Genomic DNA, 12,236 nt, shown 5'->3' on the forward strand with positions numbered 1-12,236 from the left:
CATGAAACAGGGTAATTCATAAATAGAGCTACACCCGAATTTCAACCAAAGTGAGTACAGAGAAGAAGTGAACAATAGAGCCCGCTAACACGAATAGGTGCCATATCATATGATGGAAGGGGAAACCTCTCCATACGTAGAAAATCGTACCCAGCGTATACAGGATGCCGCCGATGACCAGCATGGTCAGACCGAAGGATGGCATAGTTTCTGTCAGTGGATGCCACGCCCACACGATGAGCCAGCCCATCGCAATATAGAGCAGTGTGGACATAAAGAGGAATCGTTTGGTGAAGAATGCTTTGAATACTACGCCTCCGATAGCAATTGTCCATACAATCGTGAATAGTGTCCACCCAATAAGCTTAGGCAGTGCGATTAAAACCAACGGTGTATAGGTGCCGGCAATAAATAAATAGATGGACGCATGGTCGAATGTTTCGAACAGATCCTTAACCTTGCCTTCGGGGAAGCTATGCACCAATGTTGATGAGGTATACAGGAGCAGCATGGATATGCCATAGATTGTAAAGCTGACGACATGAATGGGCTGTCCATACAAGGCGGCAAATACGATTAATAGCGTCAAGGCAGATATGCTCATGACCACGCCAATTCCATGAGTGATCGCGTTAGCGATTTCTTCGCCGCGCGAGTAGGTGTGAGTATTAGCCATACGGCGGCACCTTCCTTTCTATTGGATCCGTTCATGCGGATCTAGTTACTTCTATTGTAACGAAGTGGGAAGGGTGCTGCAAATGATCCATAATACTTTTCAAAAAGGTAACAAACAGAGGAACGTAGAGGCCGTTACATAGCAACAGCGCCGTCATCTATCCGTTTCCGGCATAGGCTTCGGCGCTGCTCTGCTTTCTTATTCGGTACTACTTGTGTATACGGCTTTCGGGTCCAGCTGCCTCGCAGCAAGCTAGGGTCGAGTTGTCCTGCGCGCTCTAACTTGCGGCGCTTGTTGGATGTCTTGCTCATGGTATCCCTCCTATATGTTTATCTCACACAGCATAACCGCTGCCAATGGAAAAATCAATAACCGTAAGTCCTAATTAGGATTAAGGGGGCACTTCCTTCTCCTTATATGGACGATACGAAGCCAAAGGAGCTGTATAGAAATGATTATTCGGACGAGGAAAGATGAAATCGTATTCATTGCACAACATGACCATGGATATCTATCAGGCGAAATCGCTTCGAAGTTCCGAACGGAATTGCTTGGTACACGTGACGGATATGAGGATGCCGTATATGCTGCCTATGAGCATGATTGCAGCTGGATCGGACTTGATGATACACCCATTTGGAATGACGCACAGCAGGAGCCGTATACATTCATGGATTATCCGATGCCCTTAAGGCTTGCATTCTATCGAAAGGGGCTGGACGATATCGAGAAAGTCAATCCATATGCCAGCCTATTATGCAGTAAGCATTTCGCTTCTTTCTTTCATATAGAGGAGCAGAAGGACGTAATCGAATTTCTTCAGCATGAACGGCAGCGTCAGCGGCGAATAAGGGAACAATTTGTGGATTTGCCGGATTTGACAATAGCCAATCATTTTCGAATGCTTCAATTTTGCGATGATCTGTCCCTGTATGTGTGCTTAAATGAGCCAGGAGTGTCAAAAGATAAAGAGTTTCCTTGGTATCAGGACGGCTTCGAGCGTACAGAACCTTTTAATGTACAATCAGGTGAGCAATTACAAGCCGAGTGGCTGGATGACAGGGCGATTCGGGTAACTCCAACTCCATTTACGGAACCGTTTACCGCCATGTTATCTTATAAAGTTGTAGCCAAGGAGCGAATACGCAAGATAGGGATTGCGAGCGCCTATAAGGAGGCTGAACGGAGAAAGCAGGTCATTCATTTCGTGTAATTTTTCATGAGTGATGAAGGGGGGAGCGTAGGGAGTGTCGTCCTAGAATACGGAGTATGAGAACGATATAGGGGAAACTATGGGGAAGGAAAGGGAGGTAGAGGAGCTTGAATAGCAGAAGTATTAAGGCTCTCTCCTTAATCGGCTTAGGCATTTTGCTGATGCTGGTTACATGGAGCGGATGGGGCGCCGATAAGTTTGCAACTGCAGGAAGCATATTTGGTTATTTTTGGCCGACATTGTTTGTCATCCCACTCGGATTATTTTTCCATTTTATGTTCTTCTTTGTTACCAAGGGGCGCGCAGCGGGGCTGCTCATACCTGGCGGAATTTTGATCGTCAGCGGTGTGGTATGTCAAATCGGGATGCTGTTCGATGCATTCGGTACGGTATGGCCTGGATTTCCGCTTGCGGTGGCCTTCGGCTTATTTGAATTTTATATCATGGGGAACCGTAATAAATGGCTTCTCATTCCGATTAGTATTCTGACCTGCGTATCGCTTTTGTTCTTTGCCGTCTTTTCCTTGAGTATGTTTGCAAGCTCTTCCCTAATCGGGATTGCATTCGCAGCGTTTCTTATTATGGGTGGATCAGCGATGCTGTACAAAAAACCGGAGATTTCGGATTTTTAACATGTACATAAAAATGTTTTGCTTATAAAAGATAGGGGAGTGAATCCCTAAATACAGGATAGCGGTGTACGCTGATGATCTGATGATCACGGTGTCACCGCTTCATTTTTTTGACCAGGAAAAAATAGTGAAAGGCTCGCATAAGTGTTCCATCCACCTTGAATGGCCTTGTGCTTTTAGGTTTCGGTTTGTTTTATGATATAAGATATAACATAGATCACACAATTTAGTTAAAAATGTGTCCAAATATTGACATCGATTATGACGATATGATAATATAACGTTAAAATAACGCACCATGAAAAAAACGTATTATAAATGCTCAACAATCCGGAATAACTCATTGATTTTGGATTGAAAAACTCCAGCATTCAGCACGGCACTGTGCATCTACACGATCTTTGCAACGCATACGCAACAATCTCCACATCTAAGCCAACAGGCAGCAGCGCTAAACCGCGAGGACGAGCGCATTCACATTATCCTTCCAGATGAACACATCACACAGTCTAGGAACGAATTTTCTATGAAGCAGCAGAGTGAGTACATAACATGTCTCGATATCGCAAGAAAACCTTGAAAACCTTATGCCAAACAACTCGCCAATACGCTTTTTATCTAATCACTATAATGAAAGCGCAATCAATACCAATTATTGTTGCAAAGGAGCGAGGTTGGATGAAACTGTTTTTTCCGATTTTTATGGTTTGCTCACTGTTGCTGGCGGCATGTGGGAACTCGGGCGAGCCGAAGGACATGGGCAAGGATGGCGACGGCAATAAGATGGTTAAAATCGGCATTGCGCAGTACGCGAATCATCCTTCGCTGGATGGGGCGCGAGAAGGCTTTTTGCAGGCACTGAAGGACGCTGGGTACAAGGAAAATATCAATTTGCAAGTTGATTTCCACAATGCGCAGGGGGATATGAACAACAATCTTACGATCGCTCAAAAGCTGGTAGGCGATAAAAATGACCTCATTCTGGCAATCGCCACACCGACCGCGCAGGCGGTTGTGAAGGCGACGAAAGACATTCCCGTACTGTTCACGGCTGTGACGGATCCGGTTGCATCGAAGCTGGTCGGCAGTCTTGAAAAGCCTGGAGGCAATGTGACGGGCACGCGCGACACGAATCCTGACTCGATTAAGAAGACAATGGAGACGATTAAGAAGTTTTTCCCTGAGGCCCGCAAGGTAGGCGTTATCTACAATTCTGGGGAACAGAACTCTGTCGTCAACATTGCCAACGTGAAGCAGGTGCTGAAAGAAGGCGGATTGGAGACGGTTGAATCCACCGTTACGAACAGTTCGGAGGTGAAGCAGGCCGCTGATTCGCTGGTAGGCCGCGCGGATATCATCTATCTCCCATCTGATAATACAGTCATTTCAGCATTGAGCTCGGTCGTATCTGTAGCCAATAACAAGGACATTCCGCTTTTCTGCGAGAGCAGTGAATCAGTTGGAGAAGGCGCGTTCGCATCGATCGGATTCAAGTATTACGATCTGGGATATGCGACAGGCGAGATGGCTGTAAAGGTGCTGAAGGGTACATCTCCAGCAGACATCCCCGTTGAGGTCTCCAAGAAGCTGGATCTGATGATCAACCCGAAAGCGGCAGAGGCGCAAGGAATCAAATTGACCGAAGAGATGACACAAGGCGCAATCCTGATAGAGAAATAAGTCGTTCCAAATTAGGAGGATGCTATCGTGCTATATGCGCTGACAGGTTCTTTGGAAGCAGGGGTCATTTACGCGTTGATGGCTCTGGGCGTTTATGTAACGTTTCGGATTCTCGACTTTCCCGATTTGACCGTCGATGGCAGCTTTGCCACCGGCGGAGCCGTGGCGGCGGTCATGATTACGTCCGGCTATTCCCCGCTGCTCGCTACATTGGGCGCGTTGCTGGCAGGATGCGTGGCGGGTACCGTAACTGGACTGCTCCATACGAAAGGGAAAATTAATACGCTGCTGTCCGGCATTATTTCGATGATTGCATTATATTCGATCAATTTGCGGATTATGGGCACGGCGAATACGTCGCTGCTGGGGGAAAGCACTCTATTTACGCAGATCAACTCCTTCTTGTCCAGTCTGCAGCCGCTAGCGATTTTGGCGGCCTTTGGACTATTCGTTCTGCTCATCAAATGGGCCATTGACAGGTTTTTGGATACAGAGATTGGCTTGGCGATTCGCGCAACCGGCGACAATGCGAAAATGATCCGCAGCCTTTCCGCGAATACCGACAATATGAAAATTGTCGGGCTGAGCCTGTCAAATGGATTGGTAGCGCTATCCGGCGCGCTTATCGCCCAATATCAGGAATTTGCGGATGTCTCGATGGGAATCGGCATTATTATCATCGGCTTGGCCTCCGTCATTATGGGGGAAGCTGTGTTCGGCCATGCCTCCATTCGACGAGCGACCTTAGCCGTAATCGGAGGAGCTATTGTCTATCGCCTCATTATTATGCTGGCACTCCGCATCGGGTTGAATCCGAATGACCTGAAGCTGCTAACTGCTGTCATTGTGGTTGCCGCCCTCGTCATGACGCGGATTGTAGCAACGTGGAAAGAAAGGCGGATGAAGTCCTTGCAAGATGATGTTCCACACCTGTCCATCGACCACGGAGCAAGGGGGGGAAGCCATGCTGAAACTTGAGGGGATTCGGAAAGTGTTCAACCGCAGGACGGCGAGTGAGAAAATTGCACTGCAAAATCTAAATTTGACGCTTCGCGAGGGTGATTTCGTAACGATTATCGGCTCCAATGGGGCGGGCAAGTCCACGCTGATGAATATGATCTCGGGAGGGATGACCCCAGATAGCGGCACCATTGAAATCGACGGCGAGAACGTGACCAGCCTCTCTGAATTCGAGCGCTCGCGCAAGATTGGACGCGTGTTCCAAGACCCGATGGCTGGCACGGCGCCGACGATGACGATTGAGGAGAATCTTGCGGTCGCTTTCTCGCGCGACAAAAGACGCACCCTGCACCGGGGTGTGAACAAGAAGCGGAAGGATCTGTTCCGTGAGAGTCTGGCCTCGCTGCATCTAGGCCTCGAGAATCGGCTGTCAGCTAAGGCCGGACTGCTGTCAGGCGGAGAACGGCAGGCGCTTAGCCTGCTGATGGCGACCTTCACGCAGCCGAAGGTGCTGCTGCTGGATGAACATACGGCCGCGCTTGACCCGGCGCGGGCTCAGTTGATTACAGCGCTGACGAAGGAAGTCGTCGAGCGTTCCAATTTCACGACACTGATGGTAACGCACAATATGCAGCAAGCCATCGAGCTCGGCAACCGTCTGATTATGATGGACGCAGGCCAGATTATTTTGGATGTGCCGGAAGAGGAAAAGAAGCATTTGACGATTGAGGTATTGTTGAAAAAATTCGCCCAGTTGAAGGGAGTCGCGGATGACCGCTTGCTGTTGGGATAGCTAAAAAAGGAAAGGGAGCGGTAATGATGATTCAAAGTCAGGGGCATCCGTCTGCCTCGCCAGTTAAAGAGAGGGCAGGAAAGAAAACGCAGTATGAAGATATGCGCGGGCTGCTAGAGCCGTATCAAGTGCTTGAGCCCTATCAGGTGCTGGCGCCGGACGGAGAGCTTCGCCATCCTACAGAGGGAGCCATTGACGAGGATCTGGCAATAAAAATGTACGAGAGCATGATGCTGGCAAGAATGTTCGATCGGAAGGCTGTCAACCTGCAACGGCAGGGCCGAATGGGTACGTACGCCCCTTATGAGGGCCAGGAAGCCTCCCAGGTTGGGAGCGCACTGGCGCTGTCCCCCAATGATTGGCTGTTTCCCAGCTATCGCGATCATGCTGCTGCGATTACGCATGGGCAGGCGCTCAGCAGGGTGCTGCTTTATTGGATGGGCCATATGGAAGGATCGATCAGTCCGGAAGGCCGCCATATTATGCCGCCGTGCGTGCCGATAGCCACGCATTTGACGCATGCCGTAGGCACATCGTGGGCCGCTAAGCTGAAGGGTGAGAAGCAGGCGAGCATTGTGTACTTCGGCGAAGGAGCAACCTCGGAAGGCGACTTCCATGAGGCTTTGAATTTTGCAGGGGTATATCAGACGTCTACTGTATTCTTCTGCCAGAATAACGGGTACGCGATCAGCGTGCCGTTCCATGCGCAGTCTGCTTCTCGGACGATCGCCCAGCGTGCGGCGGCTTATGATATGCCAGGAGTCAGGGTGGATGGCAACGATGTGTTCGCCGTTTGGCTGACTGTGCGTGAAGCGATTGAACGCGGCTTGAACGGCGGCGGACCGACGCTGATCGAGGCAGTCACGTTCCGTTATGGGCCGCATACGACCAGTGACGATCCGCGCAAATATCGGGATCAGGCCCGGCTCTCTGCCGAATGGAGGGAGCAGCGCGATCCGATAGAGCGTTTGAAGCGGTATCTTGTAAATAGGGGAATTTGGGGCCAGGAGCATGAGGAATGTCTGATGGAGCGGATCAGCGGCCTTATCGAGGCCGCGGTTGCAGAGGCGGAGAGCTATCCGAATTCCCGGCCTGAAGATATGTTCATGCACGTTAGCGCTGATATGCCGTGGCCCGTGGCTGAGCAGCGGGAACAGTGCGGCCTGTATGTGGAAAGGCAGGGTGAAGCATGAGTCGGAACCTAACGATCTTGCAAGCGATTAACGAAGCGCTCGATCAGAAGCTGGCCGACGATCAGCGCGTCATGCTGACAGGAGAAGACATTGGCGTCAACGGTGGCGTATTCCGGGCAACGGAAGGGCTGTTCGAAAAGTACGGCAAGGAGCGGGTTGTGGATACGCCGCTGGCTGAAGCCGGCATTATTGGCTCGGCAATCGGGCTGGCGCTGAATGGTTTCATTCCGGTCGTTGAAATTCAGTTTCTGGCCTTCATTTATCCAGGCTTCGAGCAGATCGTCACACATGCAGCCCGCATGCGGTATCGGACGCGGGGACAGTACAATGTTCCGCTTGTTATCCGCGCGCCATATGGCGCGGGAATTAGAGGGCCGGAGCTTCATTCAGAGAGTGTGGAAGCATTCTTCGTTCATACGCCTGGGCTTAAGGTGGTCGTACCGAGCAATCCTTACGATGCCAAGGGTCTGCTTGTTAGCGCCATCGAGGATCCCGATCCGGTCGTATTTTTGGAACCGGCCCGGATTTACCGTGCTTTCAAGGCAGAAGTGCCGGAGGAGATGTACCGCATTCCGCTAGGCAAGGCGAACATCGTCCGGGAAGGAACAGATGTTACGCTGATTTCATGGGGGGCCATGATGCGGGTGGCGCTTGAAGCGGCGCGGCAGTTGGAGCAGGAGAAAGGCTGGTCCTGTGAAGTCATTGATCTCCGCTCGCTGTATCCGCTTGATCGGGATGCCATTGCCGCATCCGTGAAGAAAACGGGCCGCGCGCTAATTGTTCATGAGGCGCAGAAGACGGCCGGCGTCGGTGCAGAAATTGTCTCGTTGATTAATGACGAAGCGCTGATGTATTTGCGGGCTCCGATTCAGCGGATTACCGGTTTTGATGTTCCAGTTCCGCAATTCTCGCTCGAGGATGTCTATGTTCCGACGGTCGGGCGGGTAAGAGAAGGAATCGCTGCAGCGATACAGTTCTGACCGTTCAGAAGGAGGAACGCGAATGATAGAGTTCAAGCTTCCCGATGTAGGAGAAGGCATCCACGAAGGGGAGATCGGAAAATGGCTCATTAAGGAAGGGGAATGGGTGGCCTGCGATCAGCCGATCGTCGAGGTGCAGACGGACAAAGTGAACGCCGAGCTGACCGCTCCGACGGCCGGCGTAGTGCGCAAGCTGATGTTCGCCGAGGGTGCCGGAGTTCGAGTAGGCGAGGTATTGTTCATTCTCGAAGCGGAGGGGCGCATTCCAGCGATGGAAGCGGGCAAGGCGGAACAGGCGGCTTCAGTGGCAGCGGTTGTCAATGCTCCTTCGTCATCGCCTGCAGCGGCCTTACCATTGTCTGTTACGGCATCGCCGCCGGCGTCTGCTGGATTACCTGCGGGAAGAGTGCGCGCAGCCCCCTATGTTCGCCAGCTTGCGCGGCAGCTAAATGTCGACATCGAGCAGGTGAAGGGAAGTGGAGCCGCCGGGCGCATAACCGAAGAGGACGTGCGGCGCTATGCTTCGGCGGACACGACTAAGGAAGCGGAAGGGGCTGACCTGCCGCGCATAAATACGGCGGCTCCGCCTGCGAGGGAGAAAAGCGAGGGTGTTGTCAGGCCGCGGGGAGCCGCACCGGCTTCTGATTGCATAGAGGAACGGCTTCCACTGCGCGGCATTCGCTTGAAGATCGCCGAGAGGCTGGTTAAGGCAGTGACCACCATCCCGCATGTCACGCAGGTGGATGAACTGGAAGCCGATGCCTTGCAGGCCCTGCGTGAGCGGCTTCGGCCGCTAGCGGCCGAACGGCAGGTGAAGCTGACATACTTGCCGTTTTTCATAAAGGCAATTGTCATCGCGCTTAAGGAATTCCCATTCTTCAACGCTTCGCTTGACGACGAGACGAAAGAAATTGTATTGAAGCGTTATTATCACATCGGGATTGCGACCGACACACCGGACGGTCTTATCGTCCCAGTTATCCGGGATGCCGACCGGAAGACAGTTTTTGAGCTGGCAGAAGAAATTGGGCAGCTGTCGGAACGGGCGCGAGAAGGAAAACTGAAGCTTGAGGAAATTACCGGTGGTACCTTCACGATCAGCAACGTCGGCCCGATTGGCAGCCTGCTCGCAACGCCGATCATTAACCATCCGGAGGCGGCCATCCTGGCGCTGCACAAAATGGAGCCGCGCATGGTCGTCCGCAATGGGGAAGGTGTTATCCGCCTCATGATGAATATGGCGCTTTCCTTTGACCATCGGCTTATCGATGGGGCGGAGGCGATTCGATTCACGAATCGGATCAAGCGGCTGCTAGAGCAGCCTGACTTATTATGGGCGGAGATGGTATAGATGGTCGTCGGTGAAATTGCAGTAGAAACGGATGTTGTTGTCATTGGTGGCGGGCCCGGCGGCTATACGTCGGCGATCCGACTGGGTCAGTTAGGCAAATCGGTCGTGTTGGTGGAAAAAGAGGAGCTCGGAGGAGTTTGTCTTCATTCGGGCTGCATTCCGTCCAAGGCACTGATTCATGCGGCCGGATTGTATGACGAAGCCAGATCGGCCTCCAAGCTGGGATTGCGGATAGAGCCTGGGGCTCTTTCCTTCGAAATGTCCGCATGGCAGCTGTGGAAGTCCGGCATTGTCGGCAGGCTGGGAAGCGGAGTGGCGCAGCTCTGCGCCGCCAACGGGGTTACGGTCGTGAAGGGGAGCGCAGTCTTCCTGTCCGACGACCGCGTCGGGGTAGAGACGGAATCCGGCTTCGAGACCTACAAGTTCAAGCAGGCGATTATCGCGACCGGATCGCGACCACATCTCCCGGCATTTGCAGCGGCAGGTGGTTCCCGCATCCTTACTTCTACGGAAGCGCTAGAATCGGACAGTATGCCGGAGCGCCTAGCAATTATCGGGAGCGGCTATATCGGCATCGAATTAGGCATGGCATTCGCCAAGCTTGGATGTTGCGTTACGCTTATTGAGCGCGAGGAGCGGATTCTCCCGCTTGTGGGAGGCAGTCTCGCTGCGGAAGTAAAGCGGCGTGCCGGCAAGCTGGGGATGGTCATCAAGACGGGCACGGAAGTGCGCGCGGTTATGGAGAATGACAATTATGTTGAGCTTCGACTCGAATCGAAACAGAAAGGGGAGGAAAGCGTCCTCTGCGACAAGGTGCTTGTGACGGTCGGACGCATGCCGAACACGGCAGGACTCGGTCTCAGTCAGGCGGGGATACGAATGGATGAGCGCGGCTATGTTCCAGTTGATGCGGAATGCCGAACCAATGTGCGCCACATTTTTGCCATTGGTGATATTACGCCAGGGCCTGCTCTCGCTCATCGCGCTGCGAAGCAGGGCACGGTCGCCGCGGAGGTGATCGGCGGACTGCCGAGCGCTTTCGACTCGCCTTATGTGCCGTACGTTATTTTTTCTGACCCGCAAATTGCTGGAGTGGGATTGACGCGGGCGGAAGCCGAGCGGCAGGGCATGAAGGTGAAGACGGGCCGCTTCCCTTTCCGTGCCAACGGATACGCACTGGCGGCCGGGAAGACAGACGGTTTTGCGGAAGTAGTCGTCGAAGAGGATTCCGGCTTGTTGCTGGGCATGCATGCAGTGGGGGCGGATGCCGGCAGCTTGATTGGCCAGGGCGTCCTCGCCCTCGAAATGGCGGCGAGAGCGGAGGATTTGGCTATGATGGTGCATCCGCACCCGACGCTTAGTGAAGGCTGGCTGGAAGCAGCCGCCGCCGCTTTGGGGCATGCCATACACATTGTGAATGAGAGGAGGATGGAAGATGAGTAATCGGAAGGATCTGGATGGATCGCTGGACAGCGAGCGTTTGGCGCATTTTCTGCACCGAATTGACCGGGGAGACAAGATTGAAGCGGACGATTGGATGCCAGACGATTACCGTAACCAGTTAATTAAGCTGATATCGATGCACGGCGTTAGTGAAATAATGGGGGCGCTGCCGGAGAAGGAATGGGTTCCGAAGGCGCCGACGCTGCGGCGCAAACTAGCGATTATGGCGAAGGTGCAGGATGAGATGGGACATGGACAGTTGCTGCTGCGGGTCGCGGAGGACTTAATGGCCCCGCTCGGCCAGACTCGCGAGGATCTGCTGCGCAATCTGTTCTCGGGGAAGCTGAAATTCCACAACGTGTTCCATATGGAGGCGCCCACTTGGGCCGATGCTGGCGTCATTGCCTGGCTCGTCGACGGCGCCGCAATCATTACCCAGTCCATGTCGCTTGAGACATCCTACGCGCCCTATGCCCGCGCGCTCCAGCGCATATGCGCAGAAGAGAAATTCCATGCTCAGCACGGCGAGAGCATCGTACTGGAGCTGGCCGAAGGAACGCCGGCGCAGCGCCGGATGCTGCAGGAGGCCGTAAACCGCTGGTGGCCTTCCTTGCTGATGTTCTTTGGTCCGCCAGAAGGCGGAACTGTATCCAGCAACCAGCAAATGAACATGCGGTACAAGATTCGCACACAGACGAACGAGGAGCTGCGGCAGGTCTTTTTCCATAAATACGTGAACCGGATCTATCATCTGGGTTTGACGCTTCCGGACGATACGATTCGTTTCGACGAGGCGGAGGGCGTCTGGCATTACCAGCAGCCCGATTGGGATCTCTTTGTACAAATTGTGCGCGGAAACGGACCTTGCTCGGCCCAGCGGCTGCGGCTGCGGAAAACATCCTACGAAGAAGCGAAATGGGTGCGGGAAGCGATGCTTGCGCCCTGCGCATCCTATGCGGCGGGAGGGGCCATATGAGCAGCGAGTCGAAAGAGAAATTTTCCGTCTATGAGGTGTTCAGCCAGAAAAGCCCGTCTGCTGGCTTTATGCACCAGTTCAGCTTGCTTGCGCCCAATCCGGAAGCTGCGCTCCTGATGGCGCGGGAGAACTTTATGCGCCGCGAGCCCTGCATCAATATCTGGGTTGTGAACCGTGACGATATTCACGGACTGACGCCGGAGGAACGGGCGAGTCTCGAACGGCTGGACAACAAAAGCTACCGCGAAACAAAGGGATATGGCGACATTCAATCGAGGTGGCGGCGCCACAAGGAAGCGTACGAGGGCAAGGCGGATACCACACGGAAGGAGGGGTGAA

General features: G+C 53.1%; 13 protein-coding genes. 11 read left to right on the forward strand and 2 right to left on the reverse strand.

Features of this window, described 5'->3' with window-relative positions:
• Positions 1 to 28: 28 nt before the first annotated feature.
• Positions 29 to 676, reverse strand: a complete 648-nt coding sequence (trhA, locus tag NO352_RS03375) for a PAQR family membrane homeostasis protein TrhA (protein ID WP_005547608.1) — start codon at positions 674 to 676, stop codon at positions 29 to 31.
• Between the two features lie 134 nt (positions 677 to 810).
• Positions 811 to 987, reverse strand: a complete 177-nt coding sequence (locus NO352_RS03380; RefSeq protein WP_005547609.1) for a hypothetical protein — start codon at positions 985 to 987, stop codon at positions 811 to 813.
• 140 nt (positions 988 to 1,127) lie between these two features.
• Between NO352_RS03380 and NO352_RS03385 the strand changes: the two genes are divergently transcribed.
• From NO352_RS03385 to paaB, 11 genes are all read left to right on the forward strand, one after another.
• Positions 1,128 to 1,889 (forward strand): DUF3891 family protein, encoded by a 762-nt coding sequence (locus NO352_RS03385; protein WP_289354901.1) that lies wholly within the window; start codon positions 1,128 to 1,130, stop codon positions 1,887 to 1,889.
• Between the two features lie 107 nt (positions 1,890 to 1,996).
• A complete protein-coding gene (locus NO352_RS03390; protein WP_289354902.1) occupies positions 1,997 to 2,521 on the forward strand; it encodes a hypothetical protein in 525 nt (174 codons plus the stop codon).
• Between the two features lie 678 nt (positions 2,522 to 3,199).
• Positions 3,200 to 4,201, forward strand: coding sequence for an ABC transporter substrate-binding protein (locus tag NO352_RS03395; protein WP_289354903.1), 1,002 nt, complete (start codon positions 3,200 to 3,202; stop codon positions 4,199 to 4,201).
• 27 nt (positions 4,202 to 4,228) lie between these two features.
• Complete coding sequence (locus tag NO352_RS03400; RefSeq protein ID WP_289354904.1) at positions 4,229 to 5,179, forward strand: ABC transporter permease; 951 nt, start codon at positions 4,229 to 4,231, stop codon at positions 5,177 to 5,179.
• Positions 5,166 to 5,954, forward strand: coding sequence for an ABC transporter ATP-binding protein (locus NO352_RS03405; RefSeq protein WP_005547619.1), 789 nt, complete (start codon positions 5,166 to 5,168; stop codon positions 5,952 to 5,954). Before NO352_RS03400 ends, NO352_RS03405 begins: the two co-directional genes overlap by 14 nt.
• 101 nt (positions 5,955 to 6,055) lie before the next feature.
• The gene (pdhA, locus tag NO352_RS03410) at positions 6,056 to 7,147 is read left to right on the forward strand and encodes a pyruvate dehydrogenase (acetyl-transferring) E1 component subunit alpha (protein ID WP_241752119.1); all 1,092 of its coding nucleotides are present in this window, start codon (positions 6,056 to 6,058) and stop codon (positions 7,145 to 7,147) included.
• Positions 7,144 to 8,127 carry an alpha-ketoacid dehydrogenase subunit beta gene (locus tag NO352_RS03415; RefSeq protein WP_005547621.1) on the forward strand — a complete coding sequence of 328 codons (984 nt, stop codon included), beginning with the start codon at positions 7,144 to 7,146 and terminating at the stop codon, positions 8,125 to 8,127. Before pdhA ends, NO352_RS03415 begins: the two co-directional genes overlap by 4 nt.
• Positions 8,128 to 8,149: 22 nt before the next feature.
• On the forward strand, positions 8,150 to 9,478 hold the full coding sequence (locus NO352_RS03420; RefSeq protein WP_289354905.1) for a dihydrolipoamide acetyltransferase family protein: 1,329 nt from the start codon (positions 8,150 to 8,152) through the stop codon (positions 9,476 to 9,478).
• Positions 9,479 to 10,921: a dihydrolipoyl dehydrogenase gene (gene lpdA / locus NO352_RS03425; RefSeq protein ID WP_289354906.1), complete on the forward strand. Its 1,443-nt coding sequence runs from the start codon at positions 9,479 to 9,481 to the stop codon at positions 10,919 to 10,921.
• Positions 10,914 to 11,897 carry a 1,2-phenylacetyl-CoA epoxidase subunit PaaA gene (gene paaA / locus NO352_RS03430; RefSeq protein WP_268620172.1) on the forward strand — a complete coding sequence of 328 codons (984 nt, stop codon included), beginning with the start codon at positions 10,914 to 10,916 and terminating at the stop codon, positions 11,895 to 11,897. The genes lpdA and paaA overlap by 8 nt, the downstream gene beginning before the upstream one ends.
• Positions 11,894 to 12,235, forward strand: a complete 342-nt coding sequence (gene paaB / locus NO352_RS03435; protein ID WP_289354907.1) for a 1,2-phenylacetyl-CoA epoxidase subunit PaaB — start codon at positions 11,894 to 11,896, stop codon at positions 12,233 to 12,235. The genes paaA and paaB overlap by 4 nt, the downstream gene beginning before the upstream one ends.
• The last annotated feature ends 1 nt before the right edge of the window (position 12,236 follow it).

It is taken from the genome of Paenibacillus sp. S-12 (assembly GCF_030363895.1).
GTDB lineage: Bacteria > Bacillota > Bacilli > Paenibacillales > Paenibacillaceae > Paenibacillus_B > Paenibacillus_B alvei.